General features: G+C 66.3%; 18 protein-coding genes. 7 read left to right on the top strand and 11 right to left on the bottom strand.

The window, feature by feature from the left end:
- Positions 1 to 27: 27 nt before the first annotated feature.
- The 3 genes from NNX38_RS13090 to xylA form a co-directional block, all read right to left on the bottom strand.
- Positions 28 to 945 carry an aldose-1-epimerase gene (locus NNX38_RS13090; RefSeq protein WP_255798399.1) on the bottom strand — a complete coding sequence of 306 codons (918 nt, stop codon included), beginning with the start codon at positions 943 to 945 and terminating at the stop codon, positions 28 to 30.
- A 10-nt stretch (positions 946 to 955) separates the two neighbouring features.
- Positions 956 to 2,377 (bottom strand): FGGY-family carbohydrate kinase, encoded by a 1,422-nt coding sequence (locus NNX38_RS13085; RefSeq protein ID WP_255798398.1) that lies wholly within the window; start codon positions 2,375 to 2,377, stop codon positions 956 to 958.
- 90 nt (positions 2,378 to 2,467) lie between these two features.
- Positions 2,468 to 3,649, bottom strand: a complete 1,182-nt coding sequence (xylA, locus tag NNX38_RS13080; protein WP_370646445.1) for a xylose isomerase — start codon at positions 3,647 to 3,649, stop codon at positions 2,468 to 2,470.
- Between the two features lie 205 nt (positions 3,650 to 3,854).
- Here xylA and NNX38_RS13075 point away from each other — a divergent pair, with 205 nt between their 5' ends.
- Positions 3,855 to 5,042 (top strand): ROK family transcriptional regulator, encoded by a 1,188-nt coding sequence (locus tag NNX38_RS13075; protein ID WP_255798396.1) that lies wholly within the window; start codon positions 3,855 to 3,857, stop codon positions 5,040 to 5,042.
- Between the two features lie 12 nt (positions 5,043 to 5,054).
- Here the strand turns inward: NNX38_RS13075 and NNX38_RS13070 are convergent, their stop codons facing one another.
- Entirely contained in the window at positions 5,055 to 6,200 is a 1,146-nt protein-coding gene (locus NNX38_RS13070; RefSeq protein ID WP_255798395.1) for an FAD-binding oxidoreductase, read from the bottom strand.
- A gap of 88 nt (positions 6,201 to 6,288) precedes the next feature.
- Here NNX38_RS13070 and NNX38_RS13065 point away from each other — a divergent pair, with 88 nt between their 5' ends.
- Positions 6,289 to 7,332: a nucleoside hydrolase gene (locus NNX38_RS13065; RefSeq protein ID WP_255798394.1), complete on the top strand. Its 1,044-nt coding sequence runs from the start codon at positions 6,289 to 6,291 to the stop codon at positions 7,330 to 7,332.
- On the opposite strand, the gene NNX38_RS13060 is transcribed toward NNX38_RS13065, so the two are convergent.
- The 7 genes from NNX38_RS13060 to NNX38_RS13030 form a co-directional block, all read right to left on the bottom strand.
- Positions 7,319 to 8,125, bottom strand: coding sequence for a 3-hydroxyacyl-CoA dehydrogenase family protein (locus NNX38_RS13060; protein ID WP_370646471.1), 807 nt, complete (start codon positions 8,123 to 8,125; stop codon positions 7,319 to 7,321). The genes NNX38_RS13065 and NNX38_RS13060 overlap by 14 nt on opposite strands.
- A gap of 46 nt (positions 8,126 to 8,171) precedes the next feature.
- Complete coding sequence (locus NNX38_RS13055) at positions 8,172 to 8,981, bottom strand: enoyl-CoA hydratase/isomerase family protein (RefSeq protein ID WP_255798392.1); 810 nt, start codon at positions 8,979 to 8,981, stop codon at positions 8,172 to 8,174.
- A gap of 85 nt (positions 8,982 to 9,066) precedes the next feature.
- A complete protein-coding gene (locus NNX38_RS13050) occupies positions 9,067 to 10,161 on the bottom strand; it encodes an SGNH/GDSL hydrolase family protein (RefSeq protein ID WP_255798391.1) in 1,095 nt (364 codons plus the stop codon).
- Positions 10,162 to 10,277: 116 nt separating this feature from the next.
- Positions 10,278 to 12,578, bottom strand: a complete 2,301-nt coding sequence (locus NNX38_RS13045; RefSeq protein ID WP_255798390.1) for a zinc ribbon domain-containing protein — start codon at positions 12,576 to 12,578, stop codon at positions 10,278 to 10,280.
- 85 nt (positions 12,579 to 12,663) lie between these two features.
- A complete protein-coding gene (locus tag NNX38_RS13040) occupies positions 12,664 to 15,183 on the bottom strand; it encodes a zinc ribbon domain-containing protein (protein ID WP_255798389.1) in 2,520 nt (839 codons plus the stop codon).
- A 250-nt stretch (positions 15,184 to 15,433) separates the two neighbouring features.
- Positions 15,434 to 16,582 (bottom strand): type I restriction enzyme HsdR N-terminal domain-containing protein, encoded by a 1,149-nt coding sequence (locus tag NNX38_RS13035; RefSeq protein WP_255798388.1) that lies wholly within the window; start codon positions 16,580 to 16,582, stop codon positions 15,434 to 15,436.
- Between the two features lie 203 nt (positions 16,583 to 16,785).
- Entirely contained in the window at positions 16,786 to 17,091 is a 306-nt protein-coding gene (locus NNX38_RS13030; RefSeq protein ID WP_255798387.1) for a hypothetical protein, read from the bottom strand.
- Between the two features lie 310 nt (positions 17,092 to 17,401).
- On the opposite strand from NNX38_RS13030, the gene NNX38_RS13025 reads away from it, so the two are divergent.
- The 5 genes from NNX38_RS13025 to NNX38_RS13005 all read left to right on the top strand — a co-directional run bounded on the left by NNX38_RS13025 (position 17,402) and on the right by NNX38_RS13005 (position 21,619).
- Positions 17,402 to 18,511: a DUF475 domain-containing protein gene (locus NNX38_RS13025; RefSeq protein WP_255798386.1), complete on the top strand. Its 1,110-nt coding sequence runs from the start codon at positions 17,402 to 17,404 to the stop codon at positions 18,509 to 18,511.
- 12 nt (positions 18,512 to 18,523) lie between these two features.
- Complete coding sequence (locus NNX38_RS13020; protein WP_227923335.1) at positions 18,524 to 19,114, top strand: TerD family protein; 591 nt, start codon at positions 18,524 to 18,526, stop codon at positions 19,112 to 19,114.
- A 28-nt stretch (positions 19,115 to 19,142) separates the two neighbouring features.
- Complete coding sequence (locus NNX38_RS13015) at positions 19,143 to 19,724, top strand: TerD family protein (RefSeq protein ID WP_255766833.1); 582 nt, start codon at positions 19,143 to 19,145, stop codon at positions 19,722 to 19,724.
- 28 nt (positions 19,725 to 19,752) lie between these two features.
- Positions 19,753 to 20,334, top strand: coding sequence for a TerD family protein (locus NNX38_RS13010; RefSeq protein ID WP_227923331.1), 582 nt, complete (start codon positions 19,753 to 19,755; stop codon positions 20,332 to 20,334).
- 91 nt (positions 20,335 to 20,425) lie between these two features.
- Positions 20,426 to 21,619, top strand: coding sequence for a toxic anion resistance protein (locus tag NNX38_RS13005; RefSeq protein WP_255798385.1), 1,194 nt, complete (start codon positions 20,426 to 20,428; stop codon positions 21,617 to 21,619).
- The last annotated feature ends 28 nt before the right edge of the window (positions 21,620 to 21,647 follow it).

Here is a 21,647-nt window from a genome sequence, read left to right as displayed (position 1 = left end):
CTTGCGGGAAACAGGACAGCACGGTGGTTAGGCAGCAGCAATCCGGTAGCCCAGCCGGCGCTCCTCGCCTGGCGCCAGCACAATGAGATCCTTGCCGGAGTTGAAGGCATCCGGCGGGCAGGTCATCGGCTCCACGGCCACGCCCAGCCGGTCCATCTTCTCGCCGGAGTAGACCTGCAGCCACGGCGCATCCTTGCCGGTGGAGGACAGGACGGCGCCGAAGCCGGTCTCCGGGTCGGTGAGCGTCACCTGCCACCCGCCGCCGGGCAAGCCGGTGAAGGCATGGTCTACGCTGCGGGCGCCGATCGGTTCCGGAGCGGAGAAGGAGAGCACGGTGCCCTCGGTGTCCCGCAGTTCACTCAAACCCAGGGGGCTCCCGGACTGCTCCGGGCCGCCCAGCACCCGCGCGGCAGGAACGTCCAGCACGCAGCGGTCCACGGGCACTCGGTCCGCCGTGAGATACGGGTGGGCGGAGACGCCATAGGGTGCGGACGCCGTACCCGCATTGGCGGCGGACAGCTCCACGCTGAGCCCGGTTTCAGCATCGAGCGCATAGACCGCCTGCAGTTCCAGCTGGAACGGGTAGCCGGGCTGGCCCATCAGCCGGTGCCGCAGAACCACACGCTCCGGCGACGTTTCGGCAACATCCCAGGCATCCCACGCCACCAGCCCGTGCAGGGCCATACCGGTCTCGGGTTCGTTGACCGGCACCTGGTACTCGGTGCCGTCGAAGGTGTAGCGGCCGCCGACAATCCGGTTCGGCCAGGGCATCAGCACCTTGCCGGTGAAGGCCTGCGGGATTTCGTCCTCGGCGAGCGGCAGCACCAGGTCCCGGCCGCGGAAGGTCAACCCGGCGAGCGTGGCGCCCACCGGCAGGATGGTGGCCCGGTAATCCCCCGCGGCCAGGGAAACGGGACGGCCGTTGGGGCCGAATGAGGAAGTCATGGGGCCGATCCTATCCGGCAGCCGGCAGCGTAGGGCTTCCCGCCGCCTGCCGGTAACGCTGCAGCACCCCGGGAGTGGGATCCGCCGTCACCACCACGGACGCGCCGTCGTTCCAGGCCGGCCACTCGCCGGTGAGGATGGCAGCGGCCTGCCGGGCGGCGCCGTCGGCCACGTACTCCCCCGGGCGCGGGACGGTGACGGGAAGCTCGAAGACCGCGGCAATGGCCTGCTGGATCGCCTCGGACCGGGCAGCACCGCCCACCAGGATGACGCGCTGCGCGGAGACCCCCGTGTTCTTCAGCGCCGCGAAGCCGTCCGCAAGGGAGCAGGCCACGGCCTCGACGGCGGCGCGGGCCAGGTTGGCGGGAGTGAAGTTCCGCAGCGTCATGCCGTGCAGGGAACCGGTGGCGTCCGGCAGGTTGGGGGTTCGCTCGCCTTCAAAGTAGGGCACCATCACCAGGCCGTCGGCACCGGGCGGCGCGGAGAGGGCCAGCCGCGTCAGTTCGTTCAGTTCCACCCCGAGCAGGGCAGCGGTGGCGTCCAGGACGCGGGAGGCATTCAGGGTGGCGGTCAGCGGGAGGAAGTGGCCGGTGGCGTCGGCAAAGCCGGCCACAAGTCCGGAGGCGTCCGACGTCGGGGCGTCGGCGACGGCGAACACGGTGCCTGAGGTGCCGATGGAGACCACCACATCCCCCACCCCGGCCGCGACGCCCAGCCCGGCGGCCGCGTTGTCACCGGCACCCGGGCCGATCAGCGCGCCGGCGGGAGTGCGTGCACCCGCTTCGAGCGGACCCAGGACGCGGGGCAGCTGCGGCACGTGGCCGAGGGTCTGCTCCAGGACGTCGGGAAGGTACTCCCCCGTGGACGGGGACCAGTAGCCTGTGCCGGAAGCGTCGGACCGGTCGGTGGTCAGGGCGGCCAGTCCCTCCGCCCCGCTGCCCGGCCCGTAACCGGCCAGGCGCCAGCTCAGCCAGTCGTGCGGCAGGCAGACGGCGGCGGTGCGGGCGGCATTCTCCGGCTCGTTTTCGGCCAACCAGCGCAGCTTCGTCGCGGTAATCGAGGCCACCGGCACGGTACCCGTGGTGTCGGCCCAGTACCGGGCGCCGTCGGGTCCGGCGTCGGCTATGAGCTTGTCCGCGGCGGCGGCGGAGCGGACATCGTTCCAGAGCAGCGCCGGGCGGACCACTGCACCGGTTTCATCCAGGCAGACCATGCCGTGCTGCTGCCCGCCCACCGAGACGGCGTCGACGTCGTCCAGTCCCCCGGCAGCCGCCGCGGCCTCCAGGAAGGCTGCCCACCACGCTTCCGGATCCACCTCGGTGCCCGCCGGGTGGCGGGCCGTGCCTTCGCGCAGCAGCGCGCCGGTCTGAGCATCTCGGATGACTACCTTGCAGGACTGGGTGGAGCTGTCGACTCCGGCAACGAGTGGCATGTCGAGCCTTTCAACGGGTGCTGCCGCCGGTCCCCCAGGACCCGGCGGCAGCACGATTCGGTGATGTTTTGCGCGTCGTGCGCAGGTAGCCTAGCGGGCACCCATCAGGTGTTCCAGCGCCAGCTGGTTCAGCTTCACGAACCCGAAGTCGCGGTCCGCGGCGGCGTCGGCGTTGAAGTCCTCGAAGGACGCTGCGTCGGAGAGCAGGTCCGCGACGGATTCACCGGCAGCCAGCGTGGGCTGTGACAGCTCGGTGATGCCGGCGTACTGCATGGCTTCCTGCACCTCGGGATCGGCACGGAAGGCGAGGGCACGTTCCTTGAGCAGCAGGTACATGTCCATGTTGGCCTTGGCGGATTCCCAGACGCCTTCGTAGCCCTCGGTGCGGGACGGCTTGTAGTCGAAGTGGCGCGGACCTTCGTAGCGCGGTCCGCCGTTGGGGAAGCCGTTCTCCAGCAGGTCCACGGTGAAGAAGGCGCTGGTGAGGTCGCCGTGCCCGAAGACGAGGTCCTGGTCGAACTTAATGGACTTCTGTCCGTTGAGGTCAATGTGGAACAGCTTGCCGGACCACAGGGCCTGGGCGATGCCGTGGGTGAAGTTCAGCCCGGCCATCTGCTCGTGCCCGGTTTCCGGGTTCAGGCCGACAATGTCACCGTGCTCAAGCTGGGCAATGAACGCCAGGCCGTGGCCGATGGTCGGCAGGAAGATGTCGCCGCGCGGTTCGTTGGGCTTGGGCTCGATGGCGATGCGCAGCCCGTAGCCCTTCTCCTTGATGTAGCCAGCAGCGGTGTCGATGCCCTCCCGCATACGGTCAAAGGCTGCGGAGAAATCCTTGGAACCGTCGTATTCGCTGCCTTCGCGGCCGCCCCACATCACGAAGGTTTCCGCGCCGAGTTCCGCGGCGAGGTCGATGTTCCGCAGCACCTTGCGCAGTGCGAAGCGGCGGACGGAGCGGTCATTGGAGGTGAAGCCGCCGTCCTTGAACACCGGGTGCGTGAACAGGTTGGTGGTCACCATGGGTGCCTTGAGGCCGGTTTCGGCCAGGGCATTGGTGAAGTTCTTGATGATGATGTCCCGCTCCTGCGCCGTGGCGTCGAAGGGAACCAGATCGTTGTCGTGGAAGGTCACCCCGTAGGCGCCCAGTTCGGCGAGCTTGTGCATGCCCTTGATGGGATCCAGGGCGGCCCGCGTCGGTGTGCCGAAGGGGTCGGTTCCGGTCCAGCCGATGGTCCAGAGGCCGAAGGTAAAGCGGTCGGAAGGCGATGGCGTCATTGTCACGTTAGCTCCAGAATAAGTATTAGTTGGAAGCAACAACATATTGGGGCAATACTCCCCTGTCAATGGTTTTCGGACAATAAAACTCCCCTCCGCGGGTCTTCAGAGCCTGCCGGAGGACATTTTGTTGCCGCCCCCAACCAAATCACGACGGCGACAGGTAGGCTGGAGGATGACCATCAACGGGAGAGGGAACAAAGACGTGGAAAGCGGCATTATCAGCGCGCCTGCCCCGGCGGGCCGCGGCACCGATAACCTGCGGTCCGCCAACCTCTCCCGCATCCTGACCCTGCTGCACCGGAACGGGCAGCTCTCCCGCGCGGACCTGACCCGGCTTACCGGGTTCAACCGCTCCACCATCGGTGCCCTGGTCGGCGAACTGGCCGGCATGGGGCTGGCATATGAGACGGATCCCCCCGCCGGACGGGTCGGCCGGCCCAGCCCGCTGGTCCACCCCAACGAGCGGGTGGCCGCCGTAGTGGTGCATCCCGACGTCGACGCCGTGACCGTAGGCCTGGTGGGGCTGGGCGGGCGGGTGCACCGCCGGGTCCGCCATGACACCGTTTCCCGGCCGAGCGTGGCCGAGACGGTAAGCATCACCCGCGCCGTGCTGGCCGGGATGGCTCCGGATCTGGCCGGGATGGACCGGATTGCCGGCGTGGGTGTGGCCGTTCCCGGCCTCACCCGCACCTCCGACGGCCAGGTGCTGCTGGCACCACACCTGGGTTGGCGGAACGAGCCGCTGGCCGCTCCCCTGGCCGAGGCACTGGCCCTGCCGGTGTTCGCCGGCAACGACGCCACGCTGGGCTCGGTGGCAGAGAGTCTCTTCGGTGCCGCCGTCGATACCGGCAATGCCGTGTACCTCAACGGCAGTGCGAGCGGGATCGGCGGCGGGATCATCGTTGCCGGCACGCCGCTGCGCGGGGCGGACGGCTACGCGGGCGAGCTCGGGCACACGCTGGTCCGCAGCGACGGCGAACAATGCCACTGCGGCCGGCGCGGCTGCCTGGAAACGGAAGTGAACCTGGCCGGCCTGCTGGAGGTCCTGGGACTGGACCGCGCGGACCAGGACACACTGGACGCGGCGATGGCCGACCAGCAGACCGCCGCGGTGCGCGCCGAAGCGGACCGACAGCTGGACCAGCTGGCAGTGGCGCTGACGAACTTCGTGAACATCTTCAATCCGGACACGATTGTCCTGGGCGGATTCCTCGGCACCCTGTTCGCTTCCAATCCCGAGCGGCTGACCGACGCCGTTGCCGCGGAGGCGGTGGCGGGCCTCGGCGAGCGCGTCCAGCTGCGCCGGGCGGCGCTGCGCTCGGAACTGCTGCTGGTCGGTGCCGCGGAACTTGCCTTCGCCCCGGTGCTGGCTGCGCCGCGACCGGCGTAGGAATCACCCGGCTTAGGAATCCCAGCCGAAACTGAAACGCTCGGGCCGGAACGGTTCCAGCAGCGGATGCCGGCGGCCGGTGAGGATTTCATCGGATACCAGCTCCCCGGCGATGAGGCCCAGTGTGGCCCCCGAGTGCGTGAAGGCGGTCCAGCAGCCGGGCAGCGCGACAAGCTCACCGAGCACCGGTTCGCCGTCCCCCGGCACCGGCTTCAACCCCGGCTCCCTGCTCTGCGGCACCACCTCCGGATGCCCGGCCAGCACCCGGCTCGCCTCCGCCGCCAGCTCGGCCGGCACCTCGGGATCCACGCTCCAGCTGCCGTCCCCAAGGCGCTGCACCCGGTCCAGGTACCAGGTGGAATCCATCGCGAGCCGTCCGCCGGGGTGCGGGCGCAGCGAAATCCGCGGCGTGTTCAGCACGGCCCGCAGTCCGTGGTCCACCGGTTCACTGATCACCAGCATGGCCGGGTCAGAGGCGTCGGGCAGATGGACACCGGCCTCGGCGAGTACCGCGGGGGTGCCGGCTCCGCAGGCGACGACGACGGCGTCGGCCGCGTATTCTTCCCCGCCGGCGGTGCGGATCCCGCGCACCCTGACGACGCCGTCGGACCCGGACCCGCGGGTAAGAGTACATCTGCCGGCGTGTTCGATCAGGGTGCCGCCGCGCATTGTGAACTCCTCGGCCAAGTACCGGACCAGGTGCGGCAGCGACACCCAGCCCTCGCCCGGGTTGACCAGCACCCGGTGCGGCAGGACCCCCGGGTCGACGCCCTGCACCATGGCCGGAACGTCTTCGCGTTCCACCATCCGGGCCTCGTAGCCCTGTCGGGTCTGTTGGTTGTGCCGTTCGATGACAACAAACGGATCATCGTCCCAGTACAGGCCGCCGTCGAAGGCAAGCCAGTCAATGCCGGGGTTCTGGGCCAGCAGGGTCCGGTACCGGTCGATGCCGGCCATCCGCAGCCGGTAGTAATCCTCGCCGTATCCGCCGCCGGCGTTCAGCCAGGACAGCGAGCGCCCGGAGGCTCCGCTGCCCACTTCCGCCTCCGTCACCAGCAGCACGTCCGCACCGCCGCGCAGCAGTTGCACCGCAGTGGAAAGTCCCAGCACCCCGCCGCCCAGGACGGCGACGGTATCCGGCGGAAGCGTGTTCGGCATGCTTTTCCCCTTCATGAAGTACCGCAGGGTTCAATTCTCTGGTTACCTTGTCAGGTAATTTCCAGCAGTTTAAGTGAAAGACGGCGCCGTGCATTCTTCTTCCTCCTCCGAACAGCCGCGCCGCATCCCGGTCATTGCCGACGTCGACACCGGCGTGGACGATGCCCTGGCCCTGACCTTCCTGGCCCGCAGCCCACGCATCGACCTGCGGGCAGTGACCTGCGTGGCCGGGAACACCGACGTCGACCAGGTACTGCGCAATACCCTGGACGTGCTGGACCTTGCCGGACGGCCGGATGTTCCGGTGGCCCGCGGGGCGGAGCGGCCGCTGATCAACGAGTCCCGCAATGCCCACGCCTTCCACGGCGCCAACGGGATCGGCGGGCTGCAGCTGCCGGCCGCCAGTGCACTGGCCTCCCCGCTGGCCGCCGTCGAACTCCTGCACCGCACCATTGAAGATTCTCCGGAACCGGTGACCCTGCTGGGCATCGGCCCGCTGACCAATCTGGCGGTGTTCCTGCGTGCCTACCCGCTCACGGCCCGGAAGCTGGAACGGATTGTGTTTATGGGCGGATCCGCCGGGATGGGCAATGCCACCTCGCATGCCGAGTTCAATGCCTGGCATGACCCCGAGGCGCTGGCCGTGGTGCTGGAAAGCGGAGTGCCCGTGACCATGTACGGGCTGGACGTCTTTATGCTCGCCACCCTCGATGCGCCGCAGTACTTGAAACTGGAAGCCTCCACGGATCCCGGTGCACAGCTCGTGGGTTCACTGCTGGCCTTGGGCGCCCGGACTCGGGCGGCCGGGGGCGTCCTGGGCGCGGAGCCCCTTCCCACGGTGAGCGCCAATGACGGCACCCTCGAGCCCATGACCATCGGCGACGCCGGTGCCGCCTGCCTGATCGCCGCACCGGAAACCGTGGTGCTGGAGGATTACCCGGTGCGGGTGGAGCTTGCCGGGCACAGCCGCGGGCAGACCCTGGTGGACCGGCGGAGAATCGCCGGCGAGGACGCGGTGCACGGCCTGCTCGCCCCCGCACCGGTGATTTCGGTGGCCATGGCGCTGGACCACCCCGCCATGGTCCGGACGTTCCTGAACACGGTGGCTCCGGACGAGGCTATTCGTAGCTGAAAAAGCCCTGCCCGGTCTTCCGTCCGAGTTCGCCGCGGGCCACCTTGTCCCGGAGGATCTGCGGCGGCGCGAAGCGGTCTCCCAGCGTCGAATGCAGGTACTCGGCAATCCCCAGCCGGACGTCCAGTCCCACCAGATCAGTGGTGCGCAGCGGGCCGGTGGGGTGGCGGTAGCCCAGCGTCATGGCGGCGTCGATATCCTCGGCGGACGCCACACCCTCCTCCACCATCCGCATGGCTTCCAGGGCAATGGCGACGCCGAGCCGGGAGGACGCGAAGCCGGGCGCATCGCGGACGACGACGGCGGCCTTGCCCAGGGCTTCGATCCATCCCTGTGCGCTCGTGGCCAGCTGCTCCGACGTCCGGGCACCGAGGACCAGTTCCACCAAGCGGGAAGCCGGCACGGGATTGAAGAAGTGCAGGCCGCAGAAGTTCTCCGGCCGCTTCAGGCCCGCAGCCAGCCGGTCCACGGACAGCGACGAGGTGTTGGTCGCCAGCCAGGCGCCGTCGTCGAGCTGTTCCTCCACAGCACACAGGGCGGTGGATTTCAGCGCGAAGTCCTCCGGTACCGCTTCCACTACCAGGCCGCAGCCCGCGAACTCCTCGTAATCCACGGCGAAGACGGCACGCTCGCCGAGCTCTTGGGTGCTTTCGTCCGTATCCCCCCGTTCCACGCTTTTGGCCAGTGACCCGGTGACCCGGGTGCGGGCGGCGTCGGCGGCTTCCTCGTCCCGTTCGACCACCAGCACCTCTGCTCCGGCCAGGAGGAAGGCGTGGGCAATGCCTGCTCCCATGCGTCCGCCGCCCAGCACCCCTACCCGTGCCGGAACGGTACCGGCATTAGCGCTCCCGGGTGCCACGGGGGCTCTCCTTGCGGTCGAGGAAGGCCTGCATACGGTCCAACTTCGCCTCGGATTCGAAGAGGATCCCCTGGGCAAGGTTGTCGATCAGCGGATGGGCTTCACGCGGTGCCGCGAAGGCGGCTTTGGTCAGGCGCAGGGCCAGCGGATCGGACGCGGCGATGCGGTCCGCAAGCGCATGGGCGGCGGGCAGCAGGCCGGCCGGGTGATGGATTTCGGTGATCAGCCGGACGGCCAGTGCTTCCTCCCCGGACAGGATCCGCCCGGCCAGCAGCATGTCCTTGGCCAGCGGCTCCCCCACCAGCTCCTTCAGCCGCCAGGTGGCTCCGGCAGCCGCCATGATTCCCAGCCCCGCTTCAGGCTGGCCGATCTTCAGCCGCGGGGTGCCCAGCCGGAAGTCCGCGGCGTAGGCCAGTTCCGCCCCGCCGCCCAGGGCAAATCCGTCCAAGGCTGCAATCACGGGCAGCGGCAGGGCGGCAATTCGGGTGAAGAGACCGGAGTTGATGCCCGCCAGGGCGTCGTCGCGGCGCCGTTCGCGCAGCTCGGTAATGTCCGCTCCGGAGGCAAAGATCCCCTTTCCACCAACCTCGGTGCCGGAGAGGATCAGCACCCGCGGCCGCCGCTCCAGTTCGGCGCAGACCGCATGCAGTTCCGCCACCATGGCCGCGTCAATGGCGTTGCGGACCTCGGGCCGGTGCAGCTGGACGTGGATCCGGTCCGCTCCCTCGGCCACCCGGAGCGTGGAGAATCCTGCGAATGCCTCGGTCTGGTGCTGCGGGAGTTCCGTCACGGTGCGCCCGTCCTCTCGTTGGGGGCCGGCGTCCTTGCCGGCAGTCCCAGTATTACGCAGGCACCGGGCTTTGCCGTGATGCGGCTCACTGCGGCACGGGATGCTCGGCGGCCCAGCGGACCAGTTCCGCGGTCATGGCACGGTAGCCCGCATCGGTGGGGTGCAGCAGCTCCTGGTTGGCAGTAAACGAGTCCGCGGCCTGCAACAGCCCGGAGAGATCTGCCGCATGCACGAACGGTTCCGGGCTGCAGGCGCCGTGTCCGGCCAGGGCCTGTTCAAGGGCGTCCACGTAGTAGAGGTTCGACGCGGCCGATGTGTCCACGGCCGACCGGATGACGGCATTCAAGTCATCTATGAGGTCCCGGCCGAAGCGTTGCTCCTCCGTGCTGAGCCGGCCGCAACCGCCGTCGGGCTCATCAAAAAGCTGGGGGTACGGAAGCACCAGCACGGGAGCAGAGACCGCCGCCGCCACATTGGAATAGGCGTCCGTCAGGTCGGCCTCAAGGGCGGACAGTTGCTCCGCCGCATGGGCGACCAGTTGCGGGTCATCGCTGCAGGGAGTGGTTTCCAGCAGGCAGGCCTGCAAGATTCCGGCGAAGTCGAGGTTGTTGCCGCCCACCGAGAGCACCACCAGGGTCGGTTCGAAGCCCTGCAGCTGGTCCAGCTGTGCCGGGACCGTGCCGGGGTCGGTTGCCGGTCCGGCTCCGGGGTCCGGTACTGCCAGTCGTTGCTGTGCGGTCAGGTGCCCGGTGGTTGCCCGGGAACATGCGAGGTTTGCGATGTTCTGCGGGGCAAACAGTTCCGCAGCGGGCGGGTGGAGACTGCGGTGGCAGGAATCCCCGTCGCCGGACACTGCAGGCTGGTAATCGCCGGCGCCCTCCCCTGCGGCGAAGGAGTCGCCGAGGATGGCCAGGCGTCCGGCGTCGCCGGTTACCTCCGCGAGCCAGCCCGAGGGGCGGGGCGGTTCCGGCGTCGGGGCGGGGCTGGGGGTTGGATCGCTGGGCGTTGGATCGCTGGGCGTTGGATCGCTGGGCGTTGGATCGGTACTGGCCGCCGTCGTCGTACTGCCCGACGGCGGACCCGCGGCAGGTGCGGTCGAGCACCCGGAGAGCAGTATTGCGGCCCCCACGATGCCGGCTGCCGCCCGTCGCCTCACGCCCGCGCAGGTTCGGTTTTTCATGAGCGCCCCTGAATCATTGAGCTGGTGGAAGTTAAACGCCGGCGGCCGGCGTCGTTGGCAGTCATACCCCCACCAACGACGACGACCGCCGCTTCATACCTATTACTTAACGCCGGTTACCGACGGCGGCCCAGCGCCTCGTTCACGGCCGGGTCTCCGAGCTGGCTCAGCCAGGTCAGCAGTGCCGGGTAGGTGGACGGGTTGGCTGCCACGACTACTCGGGCACGCGGGTGGGTAGCCAGTTCCTGGAGCCGGGCCAGGGGCGTGGCCGGATCGGCGGCTTCAGCCAGCAGGGCGGCATCCGGGTCAGCGACCGGGGTACGCCGAACGGTGTCCTCGGACACTTCCTCGTCCTGGTCCTGGTCCTGCGGCTCAGCTGCCGCAGACTGCACGGGTTCCTGGGCCGGAGCCGGTCCGGCTGCGGGTTCCTGGACGGGAGCCTGCTGCTGGGGCTGAACCGGAACCTGCTGCTGGGGTTCCTGGACGGGAACCTGCTGCTGGGGCTCCTGGACGGGAACCTGCTGCTGGGGCTGAACCGGAGCCTGCTGCTGAGCGGGCTGGCCCTGGTGCGGGAACTGGTGTTGCTGAGCCCCAACGAAATCCGCCGGCGTCGGAATGGCGGGAACCTGTGCCTGGGCCGGAGCCCCTTCAAAGGCGAAACCGGTGCCCAAGTTGCCGGAGGCCGGCAGCGACTTGAAGTGTGCCCGCGCTGCCTTGTCCAGCCAAAGCACGGCCAGCACCGCGAACGGCATAACCCAGGTAAGCACCATGATCAGGGACATGACCGTCCCGACCGGCAACGGCTCGGCACCCGTCGACCACTCGAAGTCCTGGACTTCGAAAAGGATCATGAGGATCAGCGCCAGGACAAACACGGCACCCGCGTACACGCTGCCCATCACGAAAGCGGACCGCTCGTCGCGGGAGGCAAGCTTCGGGGTCAGTGCGGTGGCGGCGACCAACAGGAGCGCCAGAACCAGGCCAACCGACCAGGAGGCCACGCCGTCGTAGTCTTCGATCAGTGTCTGCACCAGTCCGATCAGCATGAAGACAGCCAAAGCCGCGGCCAGGATCAGGGTCAGGAGCAGTACGGGGCGGAGGGCAGCGAGCCGGTCCGCGGGGGCAACTGCGTTCCGGTCCGTGGTGCGGGCGACGGACGGAGCGGAAACCGTAGCGCCGAAAGCCATCCAGAACAAGATGGAGAATCCTGCTCCACCCGGGAAGAACCCCTGCGGAATCGAATCCACGCCCATGAGTCCCAGCACCGCAAGGAAAGCGCCGCCCACCCCGAGCGCCACACCGGCAAAACGCCAGGCGTCGGAGCCGCGGAAGACCTTCAGTGCGATGAGTCCCAGAACCGCTACCGACAGGAGCGCCGCAACAGTTCGGGAAACCAGCAACATCCATCGGTCCCCGCCCGTGTAGTACTCCTGCACTTCCATGGCAAGCAGGATGATCTGCAGGATGGTGGTGACGGCCATGAAGCCCACGATGCCCAGCATGACGAACAGCCACCGCCGGTGGCGTGCCGCATCAACTTCGCCGGGAGCTATTTCACCCTTTCGCGGCTGTGCCGCGAGGATGGCACCTGCGAGTCCGAAGGCGACGGCGTTGCCCAGGTAACGGAAATCGTCGTCCCCGAAGCCGGAGACGAGGCTCAGCACGAAGTAGACGAGCACCAGGATCACGTACGGAAGATTGGCCAGGAGGCGAATGTCCTGGATCTTCCGGTAGCCGATGGTGGGTCCGAAGACGCCCGCGCGCCACAGGTAGCTGACGCCAATGGACATCATGCTTAGGAGGCTAATGAGGAGTACGTCTACCCGGGTTCCGGCCTTGCTGGGGTCGTCGTAGCTACTCGTACTGATGGACCAGGTCATGAACAGCGACGCAAAGAGGGCCAGGAAAGCCAGGCCGTCACGGACGTAGTCGCTGATCGGAACCCCGGCAAAGGGCGACGGACGCTTGGTGCCGGCGGAAACCTGCGCCTGGGCCTGGCTGTAGCCGGGGTGGCCCGGATACTGCTGCTCTTGACGCTGCTGGGTCGGCTGACCGTAGCCGGACTGGCCGTAGCCCTGGCCGGGCTGACCGGGCTGGCCGTAAGGCGCCTGCCCGTAACCACCCTGGCCGGGCTGGCCCGGCTGACCTGGCTGACCGGGCTGGCCGGGCTGGCCGTAAGGCGCCTGGCCGTAACCACTCTGGCCCGGCTGACCTGGCTGACCGGGCTGGCTTGGTGCGCCGACTGCTGCGAACTGCCGATCTTCCGCCGGTCCGGCAGCTGGTGTTGCGGGTTCGGCGGCAGGCTCCGCAACTGGAGCGGAAGCAGCCGCGGGTGCGGCACCTATGGCGTACCCGCAGTCCGCACAGAACCGGCCTCCCGGTTCTTGCTGTTTCCCACATTCGGGACAGAATTTCATAACGCCTTCCTTGGATCTTCAAGAATCATTTATGCCGGTGGCCCGGCAGACCGGAAACAGGCTGGACCGCCCGCCGGGAAGCCTGCTACTTCGTCTTGACCGCGACCGTGTAGCTCACGAGGTCGAAGTCGGTCTCCGGAGTGGAAGACAGAATCTGGACTTTCAGCTCATGGTCCTTGCCGTCATTGGGGTAGGCGATGGAGTACTCGACCCTCTCCCCCATCGGGATTTCGAGCTTCTCTTCCTTACCGTCCAGCGTGATGCCAAGCACGATCGTTGAAGTCGATGAGCCGAGAGCGCTGATCTCCAGATCGGCTTCGACGTCCGCGCCCGCGATGGTGTGGCTCTTCACGGACTCTGCCGAGGACCCGGTGGAAAGCACTCCGAAATCACTGCTGATGTACGAGCCGGAAGGCACTGAATCCGCGGAGTAATCCGAGTCAGAGTAGTCCGAGTCATTGGAAAAGTCGTAGCCCTTCCCCTCAACCAGGGTCAGGTCGGCGGAGTGCTCGAAGTCGTTGCCCTTTTCGGCGAACCCTTCCTGCCATTCCGAGCCGGCGAAGACCACGAGCTTGTAGTTGCCCGCCTCGACCTCATCGCCCCATCCGAGGTCCGCGATCTGCTCCTTGCCGTCCTCGGAGTACACCAGCATGTCGCCGAAGTCGCCGTCTTCCGGTTCCAGAGCCATGTCCTCGTCCACCGTCAGATTGAGGACCGCGAAGCCCGCCGAGTTGAACTCCACCTCGGTGGATTCGTCCACGCTGATATCTCCGGTGGCATCCTCGGTGTTCGCGAGCTGCATCAGGGCCAGCGCCTGCTCACGGGTCAGGGAATCGGTCCAGTTGATGACCCAGTCCGCAATGGTGTGCCCCAGGCTCACCCGCCACTTGCCTTCCTCCTCAATGGTGGTCAGGCTCATGATCTTCGCGCCGCCCAGCATCTCCATGGAGGGCTCAATGGAGTAACCGGAATCGCTGAAGCAGATGCTGTCGGACTCCCGCTCACCTTCGATGCAGTCGCTGGTCAGGGTGATCTTGTCACCGTATTCGCTTTCAACCGTGATGTTCTCGACGACGGCGACGGCACGGTCGCCGTCCTTGTCGCCATCCGTGAAGCGCACGTCGCTGATATTCAGCTCTTCTCCGCTCGCCCCGGCCATCATGTCGTCAAACAGGTCCTGGTACAGGAACAGCAGGCTGCCTTCGTGGATGGAGAGTGTCCCGGCCAGAGCCTCCAGGCTTCCTTCGGAAACCACGTCTGGAACGGCCTCTACTGCGGCCTGCGCTGCTGCGGCCGGGCTGTCGCTGCCGCCCGCTGTTTCGGGAACGCTGCCGCGGTCGTAGCCTTCGCTCTCGTTGATCATTTCAACGATGCTGTACATCGGGCTCACGTACCAACGGCCGTCACGTTCGGTGGCCACCAGGGTCAGCGGAGAGCCATCCGGTCCCATTTCGTTGAGCTGGACGGTCTCATCGATCTTTTCTTCGTCTTCGTAGCCGCCGGCCTCGAGACCGGAGCGGATGGCTCCGGTGGTTTCAGCCGGATCCAGCTGAATCCGTGCCTCACCGGAGGTGTACTTGATCAGCGCAGTAGAGTCGTCAATCTCGGTGACCTCGGGATCGACACCCTCGAAGGTGATGCTCATGCCGTCGAAGGTCAGTTCGTCGTCGATTTCCGTTTCTTCGTCGGCGACCTTATTGATCGCTTCCTCCAGCTGGAATTCCTCGGCCTTGTCCATCACTTGTTCCTGGATGCGCTGGAGCGGTTCGCGTTCCTCCGGCGGCACCATGGTGGCCAGTCCAATGATGTCCTTGGACTCGATGGCCTCCACCACCTTGTCGGCAGCGCCTTCGGCGGACCCGGCACCTCCGCGGACCATGTTCTGCACGATGAAGAACGCTGCCAGCCCAAGGACTACGAGGAGGGCCAGCACGGAGACCAGGATGATCGTCAGCTTGCGGGAGGGCTTTTTGCCGCCCGACGACGGCGCGCCGGGTCCGGCGGGTCCCTGCGGGCCAGCGGGGCCGCCGTCGTTGGGAGCACCGTAGTTGGGACCACCCGAATTGGGACCACCGGCGGCCGGGCCTCCGGGCGCGGGACCTGAGCCGGCGGGGCCGGTGTAACCGGTGCCGGGCTGGCCGGATCCCGACTGGGCCGCAGCCTGCGAGACAAAGGGTGGGTCGAAAACTGAAGTGGGTGCAGCCGGAGTGCGCATAGCTGCAGTCGGCTGCTCGCTGTGCTGCTGGGCCGGAGCCTGCTCGAACCGCTGCGTCGGCTGCTCGCTGTGCTGCTGTGCCGGAGCCTGCTCGAACCGCTGCGTCGGCTGCTCGCTGTGCTGCTGTGCCGGAGCCTGCTCGAACCGCTGCGTCTGCTGCTCGGCCTGGGCCGGGCTCTGGGAGTCGACGGCCTGAGGGGAGGCTGCCTGCGGGGCTCCGGCCTGCGGGGAGTCGGCGCGGTGCGTTCCGGAACCCGGGGCAGCATCGGCTTCCGTGCCCTGAGGAGCGGTGGTTTCGCCGCCCGACAGTGCCGGCTGAGGCGCCTGGCAATTGGTACAGAATTTCCAATGCGGCTGCAGTTCAGCGCCGCAGGACGTGCAGTGTTTCAAGACTCCCCCAGGATGTCAGCAAGGACCCGGAAGGAGTAAGTGATGGTCCCCCGAGCCAACAGATACGTACGGCACTAGACCCTAGCACGGGCCGTGGTCAGGCGAGGGGGCAGTTTCAGCGGCTGAGACTGACGTCGAGAACGTAGCTGTCGTCGAAGGTTTCGGCGGTGGATTCAGAACCGCCGCCGACGAAGACCCGACCCCATCCGCCCAAGATCCACGAATGAGCCTCTACCCCTATCCGCTTGAGCTACTTCGCAATGAGCTTTCGGTCGACAACTTCCATACGCAGCACGGTCGCCAGGTCCTGCACGGTAGTGGAGATACCGCTATTGCGCTTGACCTCCTTGCGGATGGCATCCAGCACTGTATCGGAGAGGAGGATATCCAACAGCGCTTCAGGGGATGTAGCCGCGCGGTGCTTCCAGAGTTCGTCAATCTTCCGGCGCTTAAGCGCTTCCCGGTGAAGGTAGAAGAGCTTTTCCGCTTTTTCGGCCACACTCTCGGGACCGAGCAGATCCACTTCGAACGCCATATCCACCACCACAGGCAGCCCACCGGTCAGGTGGTAGGCACGCCAAACCTGCCCATTGGTGAGGACCATCCATTCGACGCCCTCGTTTACTGCGTACATCTGAACCTGGCGGAGGTGACGCTCATTCAATTTCTGGCTGATGCGCTTCACTTCAATAAAACCGACAAGCTGCTTGTCGATGCGAACGCCATAGTCCGCGAAATCCTGCTTCACCATGTATTCCGTGGTGAGGTCCCGGAACTTGTCATAGCCGAGGCCTTCACAGAGCAGATCGGTCACGACGAGCCGGGTATCGCCCTCGTTGGCATCCCGCTCAAGGAGACTCTGCAGCGGTTTCGCGAATTTTTTCACGGCTGCCGTTACGTGCTCACGCGCGTCCGATTCCCATTTCGGCATTCGGCTCTGCGCTGTTGCCGGCTTGATTTTGGCAACCACCGTCATGGTGCCTTCCGCCTCACCCTTTTGTGCGGGCACTACGTCCACAAGACTGACCTCAACGGTAGCTGCCGGCTGCGGCGGAACAGGCACACTTGGTGCAACCTCCGAGGAGACAATCACTGGAGCAGGATCCTGAGGGCTGGGAACTTCCTCAATCGCTTCCACGAAACCCAGAGGACGCGCCAGCTCAATGGGCAGCTGCAGATGAGGTGCGGAGACCCCGAAAGCTGCCTGTTTCAACAGCCACTGAATGGTGGGCAGCCAAGGCTCTACAGCCTGCCGGTCCACTTGGTCGGTGGAAGCATCCTTTAGCCGACTGATCGTCTCTAGATCGGTTTCAGACGGAACCGGGTGCCCTTGGACCGCCGCTTCTCGCGCCCATTCAGCCAGCACTGCCAACCGTGCCTCGAACTTTGCATCTGTCATTTACATCCCCCTCAGGACAGCACCTGCACTCCAGGCGCCTGTTCACTTCTCTCCTCGTCAGACTATCCTTAGGCACCCTCAAAGCCCGTTACCGCGATTCCCGCGTACGAAATCGTCCCTTAGGCGTAGGGAATTGCTTCTTTAAAAGGAACGTCCCGCTGCATCGACTTCCTGCAGCGGGACGTTCTGGTTCTCAGTGGCGGCTAGCGGCCGCGGCGCGCAAGTGCTTCGTTCACGCCGGCGTCGCCAAGAGCGCCGAGCCAGGCAAGCAGTTCCGGGCCGGCAGCAGGGTTGGCTGCCACCGCGGGGCGGGCCAGCGGATAGTCGGTGGCCAGTTCCTGCAGCCGGAGCGGGTCGGTACCCGGATCTTCGGCCTCGGCCAGGATGGCAACCTCGGCGGGGTCCACCTGCGCGGGCGGGGCGGCGGATGCGCCGCCGCTGACGACGTCGGCTGCCGGAATGTTCATAACCGGTTCCGGATTTCCGTTCCCATACTTTTCGTCCTGCATGCAGTCCTCCTTCAAATGGGTGCCTGAGTAAGCAGGCTTTCCATTATTGTTTCAGACCGCGGGGCCGCCGCCCAATCGCCGCAGCCCCGTCAAGGGACGGGCCGGACGACCGCCGTCGGCCGCCGCTCCGGTGGCCTGCACTCCCTCGGCTCTACCCTCTCCGCGAACGTCACCGCCGGTAGTTGCCCGCGGTGTCCGGGGTGCGACATACTGAAGCCTAATTCGATTTTGGATGAAGCCATCCTCTACCTAGTTTTTGCCCTTCCCGCCCCACCGGCTGCGCGCAGGAACTGAAGGAGCTGCAAGCAGAGTGTTTTTCAAAACTTTCGGTTGGTCGTTTGTCATCACGGCCGCCGCGCTGGTAACGGCGTTCTTCTACGGCGGGGTAGAGGCACTTATCCTCTGCGCCATCCTGGGTGTCCTCGAAATCAGCCTTAGTTTCGACAACGCCGTGGTCAACGCGCGCATCCTCGAAAAAATGAGCCCCTTCTGGCAGAAGATGTTCCTCACCGTGGGCATCCTGATCGCCGTCGTCGGCATGCGCATCGTCTTCCCGCTCGTCATTGTCGGCGTCACCGCCAGCATCAACCCGATCGAAGCCCTGCAGCTGGCCCTCGAGAAGGGCGACCCGGACGAGCCCGGCAGCTACGGCTACCTCCTGCATGAAGCCCACCCGCAGATCGCCGCCTTCGGTGGCCTGTTCCTGCTGATGATCTTCCTGGACTTCATGTTCGAAGACCGTGACATCCGGTGGCTGCGCTGGCTGGAAACCCCGTTCGCCAAGGTCGGCAAGGTCAACGGCGCTTCCCTGATCGTAGGCCTCGGTGCCCTGCTGGCCGCCGGTGCCCTCTCGGATCCCTCGCACACCACGGACGTCTTCGTCGCCGGCGCCGCCGGCCTGATCACCTACCTGCTGGTCACCGGCCTGGGTGACATGTTCGACGTCGACGGCGACGACGACTTCGATGCCGACGACGTCGAGGCACGTGCCCCGAAGTCCGGCAACGGCGCACTGGTGAAGGCCACCGGCAAGGCCGCCTTCATGCTCTTCCTCTATCTGGAAGTCATCGACGCGTCCTTCTCCTTCGACGGTGTCATCGGCGCCTTCGCGATCACCTCGGACCCCATCATCATTGCCCTGGGCCTTGGCCTCATCGGTGCGATCTTCGTCCGTTCCCTGACCGTCTTCCTCGTGAAGCAGGGCACCCTGGACGAGTTCGTTTACCTGGACCACGGTGCCCACTGGGCCATCGGCGCCCTGGCAGCCATCCTGCTGCTCACCATCGAAATCGAGATCAACGAGGTCATCACCGGCCTCATCGGCGTGGTCTTCATCCTCGCGTCGCTGACCTCCTCGATTGTGCGCAACAAGCGCGCAGCGAAGTCGGGCGCAGCCACAGAACCTGTCTACACAAACTAACGAGGGAGAATCATGGGCCTGAGCCTGGAAAAAGGTCAGTCGCTGTCACTGACGAAGAAGGACGGCGGAGCGCTGAGCAAGACCCGCCTGGGACTGGGCTGGGATTCCGCAGCCCCGGTCAAGCGCGGCCTGTTCGGCGGCAAGAAGACCGCGGAAGTGGACCTCGATGCCTCGGCCATCTTCTTCGACGCCAACGGCAACGCTGTTGACCAGGTCTGGTACGGCCAGCTCGCCAGCAAGGACGGCTCCACCAAGCACACCGGGGACAACCTCACCGGCGCCGGCGAGGGCGACGACGAGGTCATCCTGGTGAACCTGGCAGCCGTCTCCCCCGCTGTGCAGAACATTGTGTTCGTGATCTCCAGCTACAGCCGGCAGACCTTCGACCAGGTGCAGAACGCCTTCTGCCGCCTGATCGACGACTCCACGCCCGGCAGCCCGGAAATCGCCCGGTACCAGCTGACCGACGCCGGCACCCACACGGCCATGGTTATGGCCAAGGTTGGCCGCGAAGGCTCCGGCTGGAGCTTCAAGGCCATCGGCGAACGCGCCCAGGGGCGCACCGTGATGGACCTGATCCCCACCGCAGCCCGCTCGCTCTAACCACCCGCCCGTCCGTAAGGAGAGCACCTTGTCCGGCCTGACACTTTCCAAAGGAAGCAACCTTTCCCTCACTAAGGCTGACCCGGGCCTGGAACGGGCCCTGATCGGCCTGGGCTGGGATCCGCGCACCACCAGCGGAGATCCGTTCGACCTGGACGCCTCTGCACTGCTGCTCGGAGCCGACGGCAAGGTGCGCTCCCAGGACGACTTCATTTTCTACAACCAGCTGTCCGCCAAGGACGGCTCGGTGGTCCACCAGGGCGATAACCGCACCGGCCAGGGCGACGGCGACGACGAGCAGATCCTGATTGACCTCAGCATCCTGACCGACGACGTCGACCGCGTGGTCATTGTGGTCTCCATCGACCAGGCCGAAGCGCGGCACCAGAACTTCGGGCAGGTGCGCGATGCGTACTGCCGGGTGGTCAACCAGGACACCGACGCAGAAGTTGTCCGCTACGACCTCAGCGAGGACGCCGCAGCGGAAACCTGCATGATTTTCGCCGAGATCTACCGCAACCGCGGAGAGTGGAAGTTCCGCGCCATCGGCCAGGGCTACGCGTCCGGGCTGTACGGGGTTGCCACCGACTTCGGCATCGCCCTCGACTAATCCCCACGTCTACAAGGAGCTGAACAGCATGGCAGGACTGACCCTCACCAAGGGCAACAACCTTTCCCTCACCAAAACCGATCCCGGACTCCAGAAGGCCGTAGTCGGCCTCGGCTGGGACCCGCGCACCACCACGGGCGAACCCTTCGACCTGGACGCCTCGGCGCTGATGATCGCAGCCAACGGCAAGGTGCGCTCCTCCGACGACTTCATCTTCTACAACCAGCCCGCAGCCAAGGACGGCTCCGTCACCCACCTGGGCGACAACCGTTCCGGCGCCGGCGAAGGTGACGACGAGCAGATCCTGATCGACCTGACCCAGATGGCCGCCGACGTCGACCGCGTGGTCATCGTCGTTTCCATCGACCAGGCCGAAGCCCGGAACCAGAACTTCGGCCAGGTCCGCGGAGCGTACTGCCGCGTCATCAACCAGGACAACGACAGCGAAATTGTCCGCTTCGACCTCAGCGAGGACGCCGCTCCGGAGACCTCCATGATCTTCGCCGAGGTGTACCGCAACAACGGCGAGTGGAAGTTCAAGGCCGTCGGCCAGGGCTACGCCACCGGTCTGGCCGGCATCGCCACCGACTTCGGTGTGCAGCTCAGCTAGACTCGCATTTCAGTTACACCCTGCGGGGAGTGTTCCGCAGGCCGGGACACTCCCCGCTCCGTATACGCAGCTCACAAGAAAAGGCTGGACCATGACCACACCGCTGACTCCCCCGGACGCCACCGAAGCCGCCCTGGTGCTGAAAGCTCCGGAACCGCCCGCTCCGGTCGCTCCCGAGAGCGCTCCGGGCATGGTTCCGGTGCCGGAGGAACGCCGCGTCGAAATTGCCGCGCAGGCCAAGTCCTTCATGGAGGAAGTCTCCAAGCTGGACGCCCGCAGCCCGGAGTTCACCGCCCAGGTGGATTCCATCAACAAGCTGGCCGGTGCGGAAATGGTGCAGTCCGCCGGATACTCCACCCGCCTGCTGGACCGCTCCTCCACCTCCGTGGCCGGGGCGAAGAAGTCCGGCAACGACGCTCAGAAGAAGGTCGCCGTCACCCTGGGCGACCTGCGCAGCACCGTCGAGGACCTCACCCCGAACCAGGCGAACCTGGGCACCGGACGCAAGATCCTCGGCATCATTCCCGGCGGCAACAAGCTGGCCAAGTACTTCCAGAAGTACGAGTCCGCGCAGGTCCAGCTGGACAAGATCATCAAGGCACTGATGGCCGGCCAGGATGAACTGCTCAAGGACAATGCCTCCCTCGCCGGGGAAAAGGTGGAGCTGTGGAAGACCATGCAGACCCTGAGCGAATACTCCGTGCTCGCCGAGTCGCTGGATGCCGCCTGCGTGGAAAAGGTGGACAAGCTCAAGAACTCCGGGCAGATTGAGCAGGCCAACGCCCTGGAAGCGGACGTGCTCTTCCCCATCCGGCAGCGCCGCCAGGACATCCTCACCCAGCTGGCCGTGTCCGTGCAGGGCTACCTCGCCATGGACCTGATCCGCAAGAACAACGTGGAACTGATCAAGGGCGTGGAGCGGGCGCGCACCACCACCATTTCCGCCCTGCGCACCGCAGTGATCGTGGCCCAGGCCCTGGCCAACCAGAAGATGGTGCTGGACCAGATCGACGCGGTGAACGCCACCACGAACAACATGATCCTGAGCACCAGCGAAATGCTCAAGGACCAGACCGCCCGGATCCACCAGCAGGCCTCCAGCTCCGGCGTGAGCGTGGAAACCCTGCAGAAGGCGTTCGACAACGTGTACCAGACCATGGATGCGATCGACACGTTCCGTTCGGAAGCGGCCCGCAACATGGAAGGGACCGTGAAGTCCCTGGAATCCACCATCACGCAGGCCAAGCCGTACCTCGAGCGCTCCCGCCAGAGCGAGTCCCGCTAAATGCCGGGCAGGACAGCACCGGTGGGTA

Origin of the sequence: Arthrobacter sp. zg-Y238 (assembly GCF_024385525.1) — a bacterium.
Classification (GTDB): domain Bacteria; phylum Actinomycetota; class Actinomycetes; order Actinomycetales; family Micrococcaceae; genus Arthrobacter_B; species Arthrobacter_B jinronghuae.
The sequence above is the reverse complement of the archived record's forward strand: the minus strand, read 5'-3'. Positions and strand labels throughout refer to the sequence as shown.

Coding starts and splice junctions, on each gene's coding strand:
- NNX38_RS13035 (WP_255798388.1), bottom strand. CDS start 16,582: ATGACAGATGCAAAGTTCGAGGCACGGTTGGCAGTGCTGGCTGAATGG.
- xylA (WP_370646445.1), bottom strand. CDS start 3,649: ATGACGCCATCGCCTTCCGACCGCTTTACCTTCGGCCTCTGGACCATC.
- NNX38_RS13085 (WP_255798398.1), bottom strand. CDS start 2,377: ATGCCACTCGTTGCCGGAGTCGACAGCTCCACCCAGTCCTGCAAGGTA.
- NNX38_RS13020 (WP_227923335.1), top strand. CDS start 18,524: ATGGGCCTGAGCCTGGAAAAAGGTCAGTCGCTGTCACTGACGAAGAAG.
- NNX38_RS13090 (WP_255798399.1), bottom strand. CDS start 945: ATGACTTCCTCATTCGGCCCCAACGGCCGTCCCGTTTCCCTGGCCGCG.
- NNX38_RS13030 (WP_255798387.1), bottom strand. CDS start 17,091: ATGCAGGACGAAAAGTATGGGAACGGAAATCCGGAACCGGTTATGAAC.
- NNX38_RS13010 (WP_227923331.1), top strand. CDS start 19,753: ATGGCAGGACTGACCCTCACCAAGGGCAACAACCTTTCCCTCACCAAA.
- NNX38_RS13050 (WP_255798391.1), bottom strand. CDS start 10,161: ATGAAAAACCGAACCTGCGCGGGCGTGAGGCGACGGGCGGCAGCCGGC.
- NNX38_RS13070 (WP_255798395.1), bottom strand. CDS start 6,200: ATGCCGAACACGCTTCCGCCGGATACCGTCGCCGTCCTGGGCGGCGGG.
- NNX38_RS13045 (WP_255798390.1), bottom strand. CDS start 12,578: ATGAAATTCTGTCCCGAATGTGGGAAACAGCAAGAACCGGGAGGCCGG.
- NNX38_RS13060 (WP_370646471.1), bottom strand. CDS start 8,125: ATGGGAGCAGGCATTGCCCACGCCTTCCTCCTGGCCGGAGCAGAGGTG.
- NNX38_RS13005 (WP_255798385.1), top strand. CDS start 20,426: ATGACCACACCGCTGACTCCCCCGGACGCCACCGAAGCCGCCCTGGTG.